This window comes from Microbispora sp. H10885, assembly GCF_014161415.1.
GTDB classification, from domain to species: Bacteria; Actinomycetota; Actinomycetes; order Streptosporangiales; family Streptosporangiaceae; genus Microbispora; species Microbispora triticiradicis.
This window is the reverse complement of sequence record NZ_JABBWY010000001.1, coordinates 1,032,653-1,049,576: the sequence shown is the minus strand read 5'-3', so window position 1 is coordinate 1,049,576 and position 16,924 is coordinate 1,032,653. Positions and strand designations below refer to the sequence as shown.

Genomic DNA, 16,924 nt, shown 5'->3' with positions numbered 1-16,924 from the left:
GATGTCCGACGCCCCCGTCCCGCACCCCGCCAACCTGCCCGCCCCCAACCTGCTCGGCTTCCGCATCACCCACCGCGCGATGCGGGCCGACTCCCGGCGCCTCGCCGACGTCACCGGCGAGATCGCCGCGGGCCGGCAGCCGTGCGGCCCCGAGCGCGCGGCAGCGATCAGGGACTACGTGGTCAAGCTGTGCCAGGGCATCCATCACCACCACAAGGCGGAGGACGACCACCTGTGGCCCCTGCTCGTGCGTTCGGCGGGCGCCGAGGTGGACCTGAGCGAGCTGAGCGAGGACCACTCCGAGCTCGATCCGCTGCTGGAGGAGATCCGGTCCGTCGCGGGCGACCCGGCCGAGCTGGCCAAGCCGATGCGCCGCCTGGCCGACCTGCTGGACGAGCACATCGTGGAGGAGGAGCGGCAGCTCTTCCCGGTCATCATGCGGCACGTCACCGCGAAGGACTGGGAGGAGCTGGAGAAGCACGTCCGCAAGGGCGGGGACCCGCGGTTCGAGCTGCCCCGCATCGAGCGGCACGCGCGGCCGGAGGAGCTGGCCGAGCTGCGCAGGCTGGCCGGGCCCGTCCTGGTCGTCATGCTGGCGCTGCTGCGTCCCGGCCACCGTCGCCGCGAGCGTCTCGTGTTCGGCGCGGCGTGAGCGCCCGGCGGGCGGCCTCCTCCCAGTGCGGGGAGCCGGCCTGCCGGGCCACCTCGGCGGCCCGCCGGTAGTGGGCGTCCGCGTCGCCGGGCCGGCCCAGGAACACGGCGAGGTCACCCAGCGTGTGGGCCACCGGCCCGGCCGTGACCGACCCCGAGTGCAGGCCGGCCAGCTCGCCGTCGTACGGCAGCAGCAGCTCGTAGCACTCGGCGGCCACCTCCCGGTCGCCCAGCGCCGCCGCGTTGTCCGACCGCATGGACATCAGCAGCAGCCAGTAGTAGTCGCGCCGGGGCCGGTGGCCGGGCAGCCACACGGCGCGGGCCTCGTCGAGACGGCCGGCGCCGACGAGCACCCGGGTGTACATCTCCATGCTGTCCTCGCGCAGGCGCTCCCAGAGGACGGTGAGCTCCTCCACCATCCCGGCGAGACGCCCTGACGCCAGCGCGACCACGAAGCGGCCGACCATCCCCACCATCGCGCCGTTCGCGTCGCCGGTGCGGGCCAGCCGTTCACCGAGCTCGCCGTACGCGCGGCCGGCCCGCTCGAAGTCGCCCGTCACCAGCAGGCGCAGGGCGTCGAGGAAGGCGAGGATGCCGAGGGCCAGGCCGAGCTGGCCGGTCGTCGACAGCGCGGCGCCCCTGTCGGCGTGCTCGCGCGCCGACGCCCAGTCGTTGCGGGCGAGCGCGACCATGAGCAGCGCGAAGTGGCCGAGCGTCTGGTAGCCGAGCAGTCCCGCGTCGGCGGACGCGGTCAGCAGGTCGTGACCGAGCGTCTCCAGCTCCGCCCGCCGGTCCGGCGCGAGGCAGGCCCAGTAGCGGGCGTTGAGCGCCATGCAGCGCAGCCGCGGATCACCGAGTGCGTCCGCGATCGCCAGCGCCTCTGCGCTCGCCGTCTCGACGCGCTCCGCGTCGTGTCCTTCGAGCGCGTGGCAGAGGGCGACGAGCATGCGGCAGCGCAGCTCCCCCGCCTCCGCCGGCATCGAGCCCTCGATCGCCCCGACGAGCCGGGGGTCGTACGCGCGGTCGGGCTGGATGGTCCAGATGACCGGCGCGTCGAACGACGTGACCGCGCGGGCGACCGCCGCCCGGTCGCCCATCTCCTGGGCCAGCGCAAGGGCCTTCTCCCGGTTCCGCAGGGCGGTGATCACGTCGCCCGCGTGCGCCTGCGCGGACACCAGGTCGCACAGCAGGCCGAGGCGGACGTCCCGGGGCGGGTCTCCGGTCCCCTGGGTCAGCAGGTCGAGGGCGTCCAGGGCGCCCTGCAGCAGCGTCGCCGCCTCTCCGTACGCGTGGTAGACCGACCAGGCCTGGTGGGCGGCGCGCGCCGCGTACCCGGCCGCCGTGAGGGCGGTCGCGGTGGTCGCGGCGGCGAGCGCGTGGTGCCCGAGCGCGCCGACGTCGCCGGGCCGCACGCGTTCCAGCGCGGCGAGGACCCTGCCGTGGATGCGCGTACGGCGCAGCCGGGGGATGTCCTCGTACAGCGTCTCGCGGACGAGCACGTGGGCGAAGCGGACGTGGCCGGGGCGCGGCTCCTCCAGCAGGCCGGACAGCACGCCCGCCTCCAGGCCGTCGAGCACGGTCTCCTCGTCGGCCCCCGGCATCGCGACGAGCACGTCCGCGTCGGCCTCCCGGCCGAGGACGGCGGCGGTGCGGAGCGTCGTCTGCGCCGTGGCGGGCAGCCGGGCGAGGCGGCGGCGGATCAGGTCGCGGACGCCCGGCGGCAGCGCGTGGGCCGCGGCCGGACCGTCGACCGCGAGCAGCCGGGCCGTCTCGGCCACGAACAGGGGGTTGCCGCCGGTCCGCTCAGTGACCGTGCGGACCAGCGTCTCGTCCACCTCCGCGCCGGAGCGCTCCGTGAGCAGGCGCGCCACCTCCGGCTCGCCGAGGCCGCCCAGCGTGATGTTCTCCACGGCCTGGACGGCGAGCGCGGCGGCGGTGGCCGTGAGGTCGCCGCCCGCCTCCGCCGGCCGGTGCGTCAGCAGGACGAGGACCGGCGTGCGCGCCAGGCGGCCGGCGAGATGACGCAGCAGCTGGAGGGTCTCCTCGTCGGCGCGGTGCACGTCCTCCAGCACGATCAGCAGTGGTCCCGGCACACCCTCCAGGTAGTCGCCGGCCGCCCGCGCCAGCCAGAACTGGCCCACGGGCGCGGCGTCGTCGGTCAGCAGCGGCGCGAGCCTCGCCGCCGTCCCGGGCTCCGGCGGGCGGGTGGCGGAAAGGTCGCGCAGCACCTCGCTCCAGGCCCAGGCGGGCGGCACGCCGCCGGTCGTCTCCGGGCAGCGGCCGACCACGGTCTGCCAGCCGTCCCCCGCCAACCGCCGCACCAGCGCGCCGGCGAGCGTGCTCTTGCCCGAGCCCGCCTCGCCGCCGAGCCAGGCGATGCGGAAGCCGTCCCGCGCCTGCCCGGCCGCGGAGACCAGCCGGGACAGCTCCGCCGTACGGCCGACCATCCGGAAGTCGGCCGGGGCGGGCTCGGCCCGCGTCTCCCGTACGGGCGGGCCGATCACGGGGGCCGGGTCGAGCGACTCGGCCTGCGCGAGGATGTCCGCCTCCAGCGTGCGCAGCGCGGGCCCGGGGTCGACGCCGAGCTGGTCGGCGAGCAGGGCGCGGGTGCGGCGCAGGGCCGCGAGCGCCTCCCCCTGCCGGCCGCCCCGGTAGTAGGCCAGCGCGAGCAGCCGTACGGCGTTCTCGCGCAGGGGGTGCTCGGTGAGGTGGCGTTCGAGCTCGGGGACGATCTCGGCATGGCGGCCCAGCGCGAGCGCCGCCTCGGCGCGGTACTCGGAGGCGACCACCCGCAGTTCGTTCAGATGGCCCACCTCGGGCACGGCCCACTCCTCGTCGCCGAACTCGGCGTACGCCGGGCCGGTCCACAGCGCCAGGGCCTCGTTGACGAGGTCGAGCGCCCGGGCGGGCGCGCCCTCGGCGAGGAGGCCGGAGGCGGCCTCGACCAGCCGGGGGAAGCGCCAGGCGTCCACGTCGTCCGGCTCCAGCGCGAGGCGGTAGCCGGGTGGAGCGGTCACCAGCACGCGGGCGGCGGCGCGGGGCGGGCGGTCCGGCTCCAGCACGCGGCGCAGGTTGGAGACGTAGACCTGCAACGCGCCCAGGGCGCGAGGAGGCGGCTGGCCCTTCCACAGGTCGTCCACGAAACGGTCGGTCGACACCACGTGTCCGTGCGCGCAGACCAGCCGGGCCAGCACGGCGCGCTGGAGCGACGTCCCGAGGTCCGCGCGACGGCCGTCGACCTCCGCCGCTATCCGCCCCAATATCCTCAATCGCACCATAACGGGGTAAGCATAGGTATCAGGCTCGATAGTGGTAGTAACCGAGCAGGTCATCCAGCACGGACACGTCGTCCATGCGGATGCGCGTCCCGGTCGCGAACGCGTTGATCATCTTGCCGCCTCCGACGTACACCCCGACGTGGTGGGTTCTGCCGGGCCTGCCGAAGAAGACCAGGTCGCCGGGTTGCGGCACGTCGACCCGGCGCAGCCGGCCGACGTGGTCGTCGGTGTTGCCGGGGCCGAGCACGTCGTCGCCGAACGCCAGGTCGTACACCCATCGGGTGAACCCCGAGCAGTCGAAGCCGCGCGTCCGGCTCGCCGGACAGGGCATGACCGAGCCGCTGTACCCCCGGCAGGTCCCCTTCGACGGCCCCGGCCGCGTCGCGTGTCCCCCGCCCCACGAGTACGGCAGAGCGCCCTGGGCGGCGTACGCGACGGCGACGGCCCTGGACAGCTCCTCGTCGAGAGGCGCGGAACCCGCGGCAGCCAGCGCGACGATTCCCCCGATCAGAACCAGTCGGCGCCTGAGCGCGCGCTCAACCCCCATGGATCGTGACAATAGCCACTCGTCTCTTTCCTGACCATGGAAGCTTTACCCCACTCGATCGACTCACCGGGTAGGAATTGTTACTCTGAGTAGGGCTAAGGTGGTCCAATGTTGAACCGAGCCCTACCTCTGTGAGCCAGGACGCGTTCGACGTCCTGCCGTCGAAGCGCTTCGCCTGGTCGCCCCGGACCTCCCCCACGGCTCCTTCAGTGGTCCCCGGCGTCAGGGAGAGCGAAGGGAGCCACCGTGGAGACGTGGACGGCACCGACCCCGTCCCCCACCCGTTGGTGGGTGCTGGGTATGCGCGGAGAGCTGGATCTCCACGCGGTGCGGCATCTCCACGAGCCCCTGCGCGGCCTGATAGAGGCCAGGGGCCCGTGGCTCGCCCTCGACCTGAGCGAGGTGCGGTTCATCGACACCACCGGGGTCGGGCTGCTGGTCCGCCTGGCGCACCACCTGCGCGGCCGGGACGGCGACCTCGCGCTGATCGCCCCCGGAGGCCAGGTGCTGCGGATCCTCCGCTGGACGAACCTGACCCGGCTGTTCCGCGTGCTCGACACCGCTGACGCGCTGACCGACCTCGCCACCGACCACCCCCGCCTCGGCCGGGCGACCTGATGCTCCCCGGGAAGCGGCGTGACCGGCCGGGAGCCGTCAGTCCAGCCTGATCTCCACCGGGGTGTCGTCGGGCGGCGGCGCCACGGGACGGCAGCTCTGGCCGCACCCGCCGAACGAGGGGTCGAGCGGGGCGAACTTCGTCGCCGGCACGCCGCTCAGCGCCTTGAGCATCGTGTCCTTCCAGATCGGGCCGGGAACGCTGGCGCCGAACACCTCGCCGTAGTAACGGCCGCCGATCGTCACGCCGTTCAGCTTGTACTTCGACGTGCCGCGCGGGTCACCGAGGCTGACCGCGCCGGCCAGGTCGGGGGTGAACCCGGCGAACCAGGCGGAGGAGGAGTTGTCGTTGGTCCCGGTCTTGCCGCCCGCGTCACGGCCGATGCCGCCGACCGCCGCCATCGTGCCCTTGGTCAGGACGCCCGACAGCACGTGCGCCGCCGCGTCCGCCACCTCGGGGTCGAGAGCCTGACGGCACTTGGGCCTGTAGTCGGTGGTCTTGCCGGTGCTGTCGGTGATCCGGCTGATCGCCATCGGCGCGCAGTACTTTCCGCGCGCGCCGATCGCCGCGTAGGCGTTGGCGACCGTCACCGGGTCCATCTCGTTGATGCCGAGCGTGAACGTCTCGAACTCCTGGAGCGCCCCGCCGTCGGAGCGGTGGATGCCCAGCGACTTGGCCGTCTTGACCACCTCGCAGAGCCCGACCCGCCGCTCCAGCTCCATGAAGAACGTGTTGACCGAGTGCCAGGTGCCGGTCTGCAGGGTCAGCCACCCGGGCGACCCCTCGTCGTTGGTGACCGTGTGACCCGGGTCGCCGATGGACCCGCCCGCGCAGTTCCTGAACGCCGAGGCGCCGGGGGCGGTGTAGCCGGCGCCCACGCTGAACCCGTCGTTGATCTTCATGCCCTGCTTCAACGCGGTGAGCAGCGTGAAGGTCTTGAAGGTCGAACCCGCCTGGAAGCCGATGCCACCGCCGTGCGCCGCGTCCGCGACCAGGTTGTAGGACATCTCCTTCCTGATCTTGCGCGTCCCGTACGGCCGGCTCGCGGCCATCGCCCTGATCGCCCCGGTGCCGGGCTGCACCAGCGCCTCGGCGGCCACCGGGTTGTCGGACGGGTTGACCCACTTCCTGATCGCCGCGTCCGCCGCCGCCTGCATCGAGGGGTCGATCGTGGTCCTGATCGTCAGGCCGCCCCGGTTGAGGAACCGCAACCGGTCCTTGGCCGTCCTGCCGAAGTCGGAGTTATTGAGGATCTCGTTGCGCACGTAGACGCAGAAGTACGGATATTTACTGGACTCGCAGCCGCCGGGCAGCTTCGTCCCCTTGTACCCGAGCTTGGTGGCCTTGGCCTTGGCCGCCTCGGCTGCGGTGATCTTGCCCAGCTCGGCCATCCGGTCGAGCACGACGTTGCGCCGCTTGAGCAGCCGGTCGCGGTGGGTCTTGCCGAGGTTGGGGTCGGTCGCGTTGGGGTCCTGCACCGCGCCCGCCAGCGTCGCCGCCTGCGGCAGCGTCAGCCTGCTCGCGCCGACCCCGAAGAACCGCTTGGCCGCCGCCTCGACGCCGTACGCGCCCGCGCCGAAGTAGGCGATGTTGAGGTACTTCTCCAGGATCTCGTCCTTGGAGTACTTCTTCTCCACGCCCATCGCGTACCGCAGTTCGTTGAGCTTGCGGGCGTAGCTGGCCTCCAGGGCCTTGTTCTTCTCCGCCTCGGTGTCGGCCGAGTTCAGCAGCACCTGCTTGACGTACTGCTGAGTGATCGAGGAGCCGCCCTGGGCCACCCCGCCCGCCTGCATGTTCCTGGCCAGCGCGCGGAGGGTGCCCTCGATGTCGATCGGCCCGTGCTCGTAGTAGCGGTAGTCCTCGATCGAGATGATGGCCGTCTTCATGACGTCGGCCATCTCGTCGAGCGGGACGACCTCGCGGTACTGCTCGTAGAACCGCGCGATCTCGCGGCCCTTGACGTCCTGCACCACGGAGACCTGCGCGAGCGGAGGCTCGGGAAGGTCACGCGGTTCGAGGCTGACGTCCTTGACGGCCGACACCAGGCCGACCCCCGCGCCGCCGACCGCCGGCAGCGCGATCCCCGCGACCAGCACGCCCGCCGCCGCTCCCATGGCCGCCAGACGCAGCACCTTCCCCGTGGCGTTCACCCGATCATCCCCAACTCGATCTCCCCGGCCCCGATCGTCCCCCGAATCGATAAGGACAAGGTTATGGGGCCGTAAAGGGGATTGTTGACGCGGTCCTACGACAGCAGGCCGAGGCCGCGCACGAGGACGGTGGCGGTCCGCGCCACGACCTCGTCGTCCGCGGAGCCGCCGGGGGTGAGGCGGTTCGTGTAGATCGCCAGAATGATCGGGGCCGCGTCCTCGGCCGGCCAGACGACGGCGATGTCGCCGGCGGTGCCGTACGTGCCGCCGGTGCCGGTCTTGTCACCGACGATCCACTTCGGGGGCAGGCCGGCGCGGATGCGCGCGTCGCCGGTCGTGTTGCCGCGCAGCCACCCGACGAGCCGGGACCGGTCCGCCGCGTCGAGCGCGCCGCCGGTGGTGAGCGCGCGCAGGTCGCGGGCGATCGACAGGGGTGTGGTGGTGTCGCGCCTCTCCCCGGGCGACCACACGTTCAGCTCGGGCTCCCAGCGGTCGAGACGGGAGACCGGGTCGCCGAGCGAACGGAAGTAACGGGTCAGGCCCCGCGGCCCGCCGATCCGCTTCAGCAGCAGGTCGCCGGCGGTGTTGTCGCTGTGGACGATCGCCGCCCGGCACAGCGCGGCGAGCGTCATCCCGTCGGCCACGTGCCTGCCCGTCTGCGGCGAGTGCGGCTTCACCTCTCCGGCCGTCCAGCGGACCACCTGCCGGGTCAGCTCGGCTTCGGTGGTCCCGGCCAGCACCGCCCCGGCGGCGAACGCCTTGAAGGTGGACGCCAGCGGGAACCGCTCGCCCTCCCGGTAGCCGATCGTGATCCCGGTCGCCATGTCGATCGCGTACGCGCCGATGCGGCCCCGGAAGGAGACCTCCAGCCTGCGCAGCGCCTTCCGTACGGCCGCCTGGCCGTGGGCGGGCGCCGCCGAGGCCCGGGCCGGAGCCGTGGGTCCGGCCGAGTTCGTGGCGGGAGGCCCGCCCGGACCGGGCGCGCCGCCGCCCGCGTCGGCGCCGCAGGCGGCGCAGGCCAGGACGGCGGCCGCCGCCGACGTGGCGGCTTTCCACCCGCCCAGCCGTCTCATGACAGAGGAGCCAACCAGAGGCGACGGAGTCGCGTCCAATGTGCCTCCAAGGTGTCGCGGCCACGTGCCGTCGCCCCGCGGTTCGTCATTCGGTGATCTGCCGCCGGACGGCGGGGCTGAGGCCGGAGAGGAGACGGTCCGCGCGGCCGTCGGTGCTCGCCCGCAGCAGGGCCGCGATGACGGCCGGCGGCACGTTGTCGAGGACCCGCCAGGCCCGCCGCGTCGTCATCGACTCGACCAGCCTGACCGCCGTCGTGGTGGAGCCGAGCGCGGTGAGGATCTCGGCGGCGCTCCGGTCCGCGACCCCCGCCATGACCAGCGTGCCACGGCCCGTGGGCATCGCGCGCAGCACCGCGGCGGCCTTCGCGGCGGCCATGTGGTCGAGGGCCCGGCCCGCTCTCGCCGTCCCCATCAGGGCCAGCACCGTCGCCGCCGCCGGAGGCTCGCCCGCCATGGCGTCGAGCAGCGCGCCCGCGGTCACCGGATCCAGGGCGTCGAGCAGCGACGCGGCCACCTGCCTCGGCTGGGCGAGCAGCAGGCGCGCGCCCACAGCCGGGGACGCCCGCCGCAGCGTCTCCAAAGTCGGCGCCCCCTGAGACGCTCCCGCCGGCGGGCCGGGCGGTGCTCCCGCCGGCGGGCCGTCGCCATGCGGCCGCGCCGGAGGTTTCCGCGCCGGCTCCGGCGCCCGCATACCTGCCGGCCGGCGCTCCGCAGGTGCCCGTGCCGGAGGTTTCGACGGCGACTCCGGCTCCCGTGCGCCCGCAGCCTCGCGCTCGCGTCCCGCCGCCTGCCCGGACGCCGGCACCGGGGGTTTCCGTGACGGCTCGGGTGCCGCACCCCGCCCGGGCGCCGCAGCGGTCCGGGGCGCCGGGCCGTCGAGGATCGCGCGCAGCCTGGCGTCGGCCTCCTGCGCTCCCATGCGCCGTGCGGGATCCTTCTCCAGCAGCCCGATCACCAGGCGGGAGATCGGCCCGGGCCGGGTCGGCGCCGGGTCGTCGCTGATGACGGCCAGCATGGTCGCGTGCTCGTTGCCCCGGCGGAAGGGCGAGCGGCCCTCGACGGCCCAGAAGAGGGTGACGCCGAGCGACCACAGGTCGGACGCGGCGTTCGCCGCCTCCCCCTTGATCCGTTCCGGCGCCATGAACTCGGGAGTGCCGAGCAGGCGGCTCCGCGCCGTGAGACCGCTCGTCCCGGACATCTGGGCGATGCCGAAGTCGACCAGGACGACCCGCCCGGCCCTGCTGATCAGGATGTTGGCGGGCTTGACGTCCCGGTGCACCACGCCTGCGGCGTGCGCGGCGGTCAGTCCGCCCAGCACGTCGTGGGCGACGGCCGCGGCCTCGCTCTCGGCCAGCACGCCTTCCTTGATCTTGTCCTCCAGGGAGACGCCCTCGACGTGGGCCATGACGATCCACGGCCTGCCGTCCGCCTCGAAGACGTCGTGCACCACGACGATCGAGGGATGCCCGATCTGGGCGAGCGACCGCGCCTCCCGGAGCGCCCGCTCCCGCTGGACCTCGGCCCGCTCCCCGTACGGCCACAGGGGGATCTCTTTCATGGCGACCAGGCGCTCCAGCGCCTTGTCCCAGGCGAGCCACACCGCGCCCATGCCACCCCGCCCCAGCAGGGACCGCAGCTCGTACCGGCCCACGACGACCTGCCCGGGCCGCGCCGGGCCGCCGACCGTCATGTCGGAGTCAGTCGTCATCGGGGAGCAGTTCGACCCCGCCGGAGCGCTCCGGGGCGGGCCGCGACAGCCGGAGGGTGCGGGTGTCCGGCATGCTGCGCAGTTCCTGGTCCTCGACCGAGCCGTAGCCGTCGGCGACGTGCTCGGCGCGGGTTCCCGTCGGCCCTCGCGACGGGCCGTCGGGACGAGGCGTGGGAACCTCCGGGAGTGGCCCGGTGTCCCCCGTACGGGACCAGATACCCCAGATGTCCGTACCGCCGTTGGCGGGCGCCGCGGTCGGCGGCCGGGTCATGGCCCCGGCGGTGAAGCTGCCCCGCGCGGTGCGGAACTCGTGCTGCTCGGCGAGCGCGAGCACCTTCTCGTAGTTGCCGGGCCGCTGCATCAGCTTCACCGCGACCGGCAGGCACTCGATGAGCAGGAACAGCAGGAAGAGCAGCAGCCGGGTCATGCTGAGGCTCATGTCCTTGCCGGTGATCTCGTTGAGCGCCTGGATCCTGATGAGCAGGCCGTTGGTGGTGAGGTTCTCCGCGTCGAAGGACTCCTGCAGGTTCCCCTGCCGCTTGAGCGCCACGTCGAGCTGGGCCCGCGCCTTCGGCAACGCCTCCTTCGCGCTGGCGAGGCGCACCTGCTTCGCCTCCTGGCCGTTGTCGGTCAGCTCCCGCCTGCGCTTCTCGATCTGCCCGTTCAGCAGGTCGATGCGGCGCTTGTTCTTGTCGTACGCGCGCTTGCTGTCCCGGGCGAGCGGGCCGTCGCCCTTCTTCGGGCAGGACGGCCCTCCGTAGAGCTGGCACTGCCACTCGGTGTAGTGCTTGTCGGCGAGCTTCCGCTCGCTGTCCCGGTCGGCGGTGAGCGCGACGATCTGCGGATCCTGGTCGGTGGCGACGGGGACGTCGCCACCGGAGGAGACCACCTTCTCCAGGTTCGCGACCTCCTGGCGAAGCTGGCCGATGGTCTTACCGGTCACGCCCTGCTGCTGCTGCGCGACGAATACGTCCGCGCGCCGCTGCTTGATCTCGACGATCTGCGCGTCGATTTCGGACTTGAAGATCTGCAGGACCAATGGAGTGGAGATGACGAAACCGAGAAGCAGCGCCATGAGGATTCGGGGAACGGCCAGCGGCCAGCGGCGCGGGGCGTCCGCCCTCATCGTGCTGACCAGCCAGCGGTCGAGGCTGAGGATCATCAGACCCCACACCAGGCCCGCGAGGACGGCGACGACGACGTTGAGCCCCAGCGCGCTGCTCAGGGCGAACGTCATCGAGACCATGGCGAGGACGCCCGTCGTGAGGACGGCGCCCCCGATGCCCTCGAACTTGGGCTTCTCGGTCGGGCAACGCTCCAGGACCTCCGATCTCGCTCCGGACAACGCAATCAGAAAGTCCCTCATGTTTCTCCCGGGAGATTGGAGCTGTGGCCTGTGCCGTACACGCGGAAACATCGCGTGACGCACGCAACACCGCTATCGTAGTTCTCCTATGTCACGTTTCGCGATATCGCGGGAATTTACCGTGATGTCATCACAGAAGGTGGGCGCATTCGAGAACTTCTCGCCGGTGACGACACCGGGGATGACATCGGGGACGGAGACAGGCGCGGGGACAGGCGCGGGGACGGGGACGGGGCGCCGGGCATGACGCGGGATCCCGTGCCGGAGCCCGGCGAGGACCTGCTCGGCAAGACTCTCGCCCGGGCCGTCGCGGGGCTCACCGCCACCGGCCGGCTCGTGGTCGTGGAGGTCGCCGCCGACGCCATGACGACCTTCGAGATCCACCGGGACGAGCACGGCACCGCGCTCGGCCACCAGTGGTCCCTGCCGTGGATCACGCTGACGGCGGAGCACGGCTGGGGCGAGGACGCCCGGCAGGCCCTGCTGCGCGCCGCCGGCCTGCCCGCGCCCGGTTCCGAGGTGATCGTCGCGTGCTCGTCCCCCGAGAGCGGGACGGCCCTGCAGGCACTGGAGTGGCTGCGCGAGGCGCGCACGGCACAGGTTTTCTCCACCGCCGCGCCGATCACCGGGCTGGTCAGGGACGTCCTCGTCGGCGACCCGCTGCACCAGTCGTACGACCTCGTGGTGATGCGCCCCGCCGGGGCCGGGGGACGGCTGGAGCTGGCGGGCAAGCTGCTGTTCCCGGTAGGCGCCCGCGCCGGAACCCGGACGGAGCTCACCGTCCGCTGCGAGCCGGGCGGTGAGCACGGCACGGCCCTGGCCGTCGTCACCCGGCAGGGCCGGGAGCCGCGGCTGCTCTCCGTGCACAGCGCCAGGGTCGCCCCCGGGCCGTACGTCGTCACCGCCGAGCTGGTGCGGCCCGGCCGGGTGCGGTTCGCGGGGCTGCCCGGGCTCGCCGCCGACGGGCGGACCTGGGACGACCTCCTCGCCGACGTGCCGGACCGGCTGCCGCCCAGGACCGGACCGGCCCACCTGATCTGCGCGGTCGAGGTGTGCGGCCCGGACGTCAAGGTCGAGGAGCGGCTGGGCCGCGCGCGTCAGATGATCGCGTTCCTGTCCGGCGAGCCCGCGGACGCGCCGCGCGTGTCCCTCGTCGCGTACGGCGCGCACTCCTTCGACCGGTCCGTGCGGGACCGGCCCGTGGAGGTCGTCACCTGGCAGGCGACGGCGGAGGCGGCCCTGAAAGGGCTCGACGGCCTGGAGGAGCGGGGGGCCGTCACCCAGGGCTACCCGTACCACCCGCACGCCGCGCAGGTGGAGGACATGCTGGCGACGGTGGCGGCCCGGCTCAGCCGGAGCATGAGCGGGTCGTCACCGGGCCGGCACGTGCTGCTCACCATCGGCGACCGCCGCCCGCATCCGGGACGGGCGGACCGGTCCGGCGTCCTGCCCTGCCCGCAGCGGCACGACTGGCGGTCGCTGCTCGCCTACCTGGAACAACTGCCCGGGGTCGCGTTCGGCGCGATCTGCGACCAGCCCGAGGACGGCCCGCCGCACCGGATCTGGCGCCATCTCGGTGCCCAGGCGCTGGCCCATCTCGACGCCCTCGACCTCCAGGGACTGGCCGCCGGCATCGGGCTCGCCGTGCCCGCCGCCGTCCACGTCCCGTTTCCCCTGCTCGACGAGACGGAGTGAACACCGGCATGCAGCCCGATCCGAAGCCGGGGCGGCCCGCCCACGACATCGCCATGTGGGGCGCGCCCGGCAGCGGCAAGACGACGCTGCTGGCCGCCCTGGACATCGCCCTGATGCGCAAGGACGACGACTGGAGGATCGTCGGCTCGGACCCCGCGTCGTCCGAGTTCCTGATCGAGCGGACGAACGCGCTGTCCACCGGCAAGGTCTTCCCCGAGGCGAGCCAGGGCCTGGAGCACTACCACTGGACGTTGTACGGCCCCGGCGAGCGGCACAGGCGGCGGTGGTGGCGCAGGCCGGGCAAGCCGGAGCCGTTCGAGGTCGGCGTCGGCATGATCGACGCGCCCGGCGGCCTCTTCAGCGCGGGCCCCCGGCGGCTCGACTACGGCCCGGACGTGCTGGACGACCTGCGCGAGCGGATGCTGAACGACCTGGTGAAGAGCCTCGGCATCGTCTTCCTCTTCGACCCGATCCGCGAGTTCGAACGCGGCGACGCCTTCGACCACCTGCACCCGCCACTCAAGCGGCTCACCGAGCGGATGCGGGACCTCGGCCGGCTCACCGGCGGCCGGCTCCCCCACCACGTCGCCGTGTGCGTCACGAAGTTCGACGATCCGCGCGTGCTGGAGACGGCCGAGAAGATGCACCTGCTCGCCTCCGAGCCCGACGACCCGTACGGCTTCCCCCGCGTGTCCCACGACGACGCCCGGGACCTGTTCCGGCAGTTGTGCGACCTCTCGGCGAACGGCAACGCCGACATGGTCCTCAACGCGCTCGGCCGCTACTTCCACCCCGACCGGGTGCGGTTCTTCGTCACCTCGTCGATCGGCTTCTACGTCCATCCGCAGACGAAGGCGTTCGACTGGCACGACTACCAGAACCTGCTTCCCGAGGACGACGACCTGCGCATCCGCGGGCCGATCCACCCGATCAACGTGGTGGAGCCCATGCTGTGGCTCGGGCGGCGGCTCGCCGCCGAGAAGGAGAGCCCGCGGTGAACGGGGACGGCGCGCCGAGGATCGGCTTCGAGTGGGCCCTCGAAGGCAAGGAGCACGGCAGCTACGACGAGTACGGCCTGCTGCAGTGGAGCAACGAACGGCTCGCCGGCGTCTTCGACGAGCTCAGAGCGCGGTACGCCGCCGGCACGCCCTCCGAGCTGCCCCAGGTGACGATCGCCCCCGCGGCGACCAAGGACAACGACGAGGTCTCCCACAATGTGGTGCTGGCGATCCACACCTGGTCGGACCACCGTGACTTCGCGGGCCGCAAGGTCGCCTACACCCGCTGGTTCTACGTTCCGTACCACCAGCTCCAGGGCCACCCGGTGTCGTACCGGGCCCTGTACGCGGCGCTCGGCGCGCTCCCGCCGGCTCCGGAGCCGCCGCTGACCGTGGCCGTGCCGGCGCTCGACCCGCGCGACGTCATGCCGGGGGCGGACGCGCTGGCGGCCGCCGCGCTGCTGGCCTCCGGGCAGCAGGTCTGCCTCGTCGGCGCGGACGGCGTCCCGATGGCCGAGCGGCTGCGCTTCGTCGACACGGTCATGGCGCTGCTGCCGTACGGCCTGCGGACGAGGTTCAGCGCGGCGACCTGGACCAGCAGCACCACGAAGCACCGGATCAAGCTCTCCTTCGCCCGCTACGCCCCGGAGGGCATCCAGGCCGTCCAGTGGGGCCAGGGCGCGGACATCCCCCTCGACAAGCACTCGGCGACGTACCACCGCATATTGCGCAAACGCGACGTGGACTACCCCGACCTGATCGGGTGGCTCGCCGGACAGACCGAACCCCTGTCGTTCAACGACGCCGACCGCTCCCGGGTCTTCGAGCTGCTCCGCCAGTCGGCCTTCCAGTCACCTCCCGCGCGACCGGATCCGGTCCCCGCGCCCGCACCGGCGCCCGCCGCGAGCGGCGACCACGGGGTGGTGGAGGTGGCTCACCGGGGCCCCACGGTCGCCGCGCTTGCCGCGGCTCTCGCCGAGGTGGCCCCCACGGAGGATGCCCGCCCGACCTTGACCGCGCTCCTGGAGGTGGTCTGGAACCAGTCCGACAGATCGGCCCTGGCGGACGCCCTGTACCGGTACCGCTGCTTCCGGCACGTGATCGATCAGCAGGAGGACCGGGACCACCTGTACGAGCGGTTGGTCTCGGCGGCCTTCCAGCCGGACGAGGAATGGATGTGGGCGAGCAAGCGCGGCGCCCTGCTGGCCGCCGAGGACACGCCGGACCCCGTGCGGCGCCGGTTGAAGGCTCTGGCCAGGCCGCGGTGGTGGCGGTTCGGCACCTGGGACCGGCGGTACCGGCTGGCCTGCACCATCGGTGTCCTGGTGTTCGCCGTCGCCTTCGCCGGCGCCGGAGCCCTGCAGCTTCTACGTGGCGACGACCCCCCGGCCCAGCAGGCTCTCCCCCTGCCGCCGCCGCGGAAGGCCGTCCTCGTGAGGGACGCCGCGGAGCAGCCGTACGTCACGGAGGTCGTCAAGGAGGCGCTACGGCGCGCGGGGTACCAGCCGGACGACCAGGTGCAGGGCGCTCCCTCGGTGCTGGTCGGCTACGACCCCGACATCCGCGGCGAATTGGCCGTGAATGGCCTGACTCCCGTGGGCGACTTCCCCACCCAGGACATCCTGATCGTGCGGGACGACCAGGAGGGCTTTCCCGGGCAGATTCTCGTCAGCGAGGGATTCGGCCAGGATGTGGAGGATCAAATCCTCAAACATCACAAGGGGCTGCTTATCATCCGCAAACCGTACGAGGAGCTGAAAAACCAGCTGATCGACGGAAAAGCGGAAGCCGCCATCGTCCCCGGTGACGTCGAGGCGGATGGCTACACCCCTTCGGAGGCCCTCGACGACCTGCTTCCGGAACGGAGAATCGTCGTCGGGGCCGGCTCCGCGCTCAGGTCGGCCCTGGAGCCGGCGATGGACCGCCTGAACAAGGAGGGCGTCAGGTCCTCCGATGACCCTCAGGCCGACGCGAAGGCGTTCGTCGACCTGATCTATTCACACGCTCCCGCGCTCGCCTCCTCCGCGAAACCCGTGAGCGAGCCGGCGGGAAACTCAGGGGACGTCATCCTGATCACCAGTGTCGTCGCCGCCGTCGCCGGACTGGCGGGGGCGCTTCTCCTCGTTCGGAGGCCCTCCCGGTTCAAGGGGTCGCTGACCGGGCGGCATCGGGTGTGAGCGGCGTTCCGGCCACGCTCGGCACCGCCCTCGCGGTCTTCGCGGGCACCAACGTCGACGACGTCGTCATCCTGACCGTGCTGTTCCTGTCGGCCCGCGCCCAGGGCCGGCCCCGTCCCTGGCAGATCGTGACGGGGCAGTACGCCGGGATCGCGGCGCTCGTCGCCGTGTCGGGCGTCGCCGCCCTCGGCCTCGCCGTCGTGCCGGACCAGTGGGCAGGCCTGCTCGGCCTGGTCCCGCTCGCCCTCGGCGTACGCGGCCTGGTCGCGGCGGTGCGGTCGTCCGGCGGGGACGACGACCCCGCGCCCGCAGTGGCCACGGGGGTCCTCTCCGTCGCGGGCGTCACCGTCGCCAACGGCGCGGACAACGTCTCCGTCTACACTCCCCTGTTCCGCTCCATCGGTCCGGCGGCCACCCTGCTCACCATCGCCGTCTTCGCCGTCCTGGTCGCGGTCTGGTGCGCGGCGGCGTCCTGGCTGGGCTCCCACAAGAAGATCATCGAGTTCGCCGAACGATTCGGGCACTGGCTCGTCCCGATCGTGTTCATCGTGATAGGCGCGCTGATCGTGCTCGATTCCGGCGTAATCGGCCGTCTGACCGATTTCCACTAATTCATCAAAGGGAATTGGAGCATGCCAAGGCCGTCTATAGAAGCATGAAAAAGC

Annotated in this window: 12 protein-coding genes; 6 read left to right on the top strand and 6 right to left on the bottom strand. The window is 72.7% G+C overall.

Features of this window, described 5'->3' with window-relative positions:
- Nucleotide 1: 1 nt before the first annotated feature.
- Entirely contained in the window at nt 2-652 is a 651-nt protein-coding gene (locus tag HHX37_RS04725; RefSeq protein WP_111697372.1) for a hemerythrin domain-containing protein, read from the top strand.
- Here HHX37_RS04725 and HHX37_RS04720 read toward each other — a convergent pair.
- On the bottom strand, nt 588-3,911 hold the full coding sequence (locus tag HHX37_RS04720; protein ID WP_259406154.1) for a BTAD domain-containing putative transcriptional regulator: 3,324 nt from the start codon (nt 3,909-3,911) through the stop codon (nt 588-590). The genes HHX37_RS04725 and HHX37_RS04720 overlap by 65 nt on opposite strands.
- 37 nt (nt 3,912-3,948) lie before the next feature.
- Nucleotides 3,949-4,476, bottom strand: coding sequence for a C40 family peptidase (locus tag HHX37_RS04715; RefSeq protein WP_182883059.1), 528 nt, complete (start codon nt 4,474-4,476; stop codon nt 3,949-3,951).
- A gap of 300 nt (nt 4,477-4,776) precedes the next feature.
- Between HHX37_RS04715 and HHX37_RS04710 the strand changes: the two genes are divergently transcribed.
- A complete protein-coding gene (locus HHX37_RS04710) occupies nt 4,777-5,094 on the top strand; it encodes an STAS domain-containing protein (RefSeq protein ID WP_182884586.1) in 318 nt (105 codons plus the stop codon).
- A gap of 36 nt (nt 5,095-5,130) precedes the next feature.
- Here the strand turns inward: HHX37_RS04710 and HHX37_RS04705 are convergent, their stop codons facing one another.
- From HHX37_RS04705 to HHX37_RS04690, 4 genes are all read right to left on the bottom strand, one after another.
- Nucleotides 5,131-7,242, bottom strand: a complete 2,112-nt coding sequence (locus HHX37_RS04705) for a transglycosylase domain-containing protein (protein ID WP_310740260.1) — start codon at nt 7,240-7,242, stop codon at nt 5,131-5,133.
- 95 nt (nt 7,243-7,337) lie between these two features.
- Entirely contained in the window at nt 7,338-8,315 is a 978-nt protein-coding gene (gene bla, locus HHX37_RS04700; protein ID WP_182883061.1) for a class A beta-lactamase, read from the bottom strand.
- A gap of 85 nt (nt 8,316-8,400) precedes the next feature.
- Nucleotides 8,401-10,023, bottom strand: a complete 1,623-nt coding sequence (locus HHX37_RS04695; RefSeq protein WP_182884585.1) for a serine/threonine-protein kinase — start codon at nt 10,021-10,023, stop codon at nt 8,401-8,403.
- Entirely contained in the window at nt 10,013-11,389 is a 1,377-nt protein-coding gene (locus HHX37_RS04690) for a DUF4407 domain-containing protein (protein WP_182883063.1), read from the bottom strand. Before HHX37_RS04690 ends, HHX37_RS04695 begins: the two co-directional genes overlap by 11 nt.
- Nucleotides 11,390-11,632: 243 nt before the next feature.
- Between HHX37_RS04690 and HHX37_RS04685 the strand changes: the two genes are divergently transcribed.
- The 4 genes from HHX37_RS04685 to HHX37_RS04670 are packed head-to-tail and all read left to right on the top strand — an operon-like array spanning nt 11,633 to nt 16,870.
- The gene (locus HHX37_RS04685; RefSeq protein ID WP_182884584.1) at nt 11,633-13,084 is read left to right on the top strand and encodes a hypothetical protein; all 1,452 of its coding nucleotides are present in this window, start codon (nt 11,633-11,635) and stop codon (nt 13,082-13,084) included.
- An 8-nt stretch (nt 13,085-13,092) separates the two neighbouring features.
- A complete protein-coding gene (locus HHX37_RS04680) occupies nt 13,093-14,082 on the top strand; it encodes a hypothetical protein (RefSeq protein ID WP_111698001.1) in 990 nt (329 codons plus the stop codon).
- A complete protein-coding gene (locus HHX37_RS04675; RefSeq protein ID WP_182884583.1) occupies nt 14,079-16,259 on the top strand; it encodes a hypothetical protein in 2,181 nt (726 codons plus the stop codon). Before HHX37_RS04680 ends, HHX37_RS04675 begins: the two co-directional genes overlap by 4 nt.
- On the top strand, nt 16,256-16,870 hold the full coding sequence (locus HHX37_RS04670; protein WP_182884582.1) for a cadmium resistance transporter: 615 nt from the start codon (nt 16,256-16,258) through the stop codon (nt 16,868-16,870). The genes HHX37_RS04675 and HHX37_RS04670 overlap by 4 nt, the downstream gene beginning before the upstream one ends.
- The last annotated feature ends 54 nt before the right edge of the window (nt 16,871-16,924 follow it).

Excerpts from the sequence above, each read along its gene's own strand:
- HHX37_RS04685 (WP_182884584.1), top strand. The coding sequence starts at position 11,633 with ATGACGCGGGATCCCGTGCCGGAGCCCGGCGAGGACCTGCTCGGCAAG.
- HHX37_RS04695 (WP_182884585.1), bottom strand. The coding sequence starts at position 10,023 with ATGACGACTGACTCCGACATGACGGTCGGCGGCCCGGCGCGGCCCGGG.
- HHX37_RS04715 (WP_182883059.1), bottom strand. The coding sequence starts at position 4,476 with ATGGGGGTTGAGCGCGCGCTCAGGCGCCGACTGGTTCTGATCGGGGGA.
- HHX37_RS04710 (WP_182884586.1), top strand. The coding sequence starts at position 4,777 with ATGCGCGGAGAGCTGGATCTCCACGCGGTGCGGCATCTCCACGAGCCC.
- bla (WP_182883061.1), bottom strand. The coding sequence starts at position 8,315 with ATGAGACGGCTGGGCGGGTGGAAAGCCGCCACGTCGGCGGCGGCCGCC.
- HHX37_RS04680 (WP_111698001.1), top strand. The coding sequence starts at position 13,093 with ATGCAGCCCGATCCGAAGCCGGGGCGGCCCGCCCACGACATCGCCATG.
- HHX37_RS04725 (WP_111697372.1), top strand. The coding sequence starts at position 2 with ATGTCCGACGCCCCCGTCCCGCACCCCGCCAACCTGCCCGCCCCCAAC.
- HHX37_RS04690 (WP_182883063.1), bottom strand. The coding sequence starts at position 11,389 with ATGAGGGACTTTCTGATTGCGTTGTCCGGAGCGAGATCGGAGGTCCTG.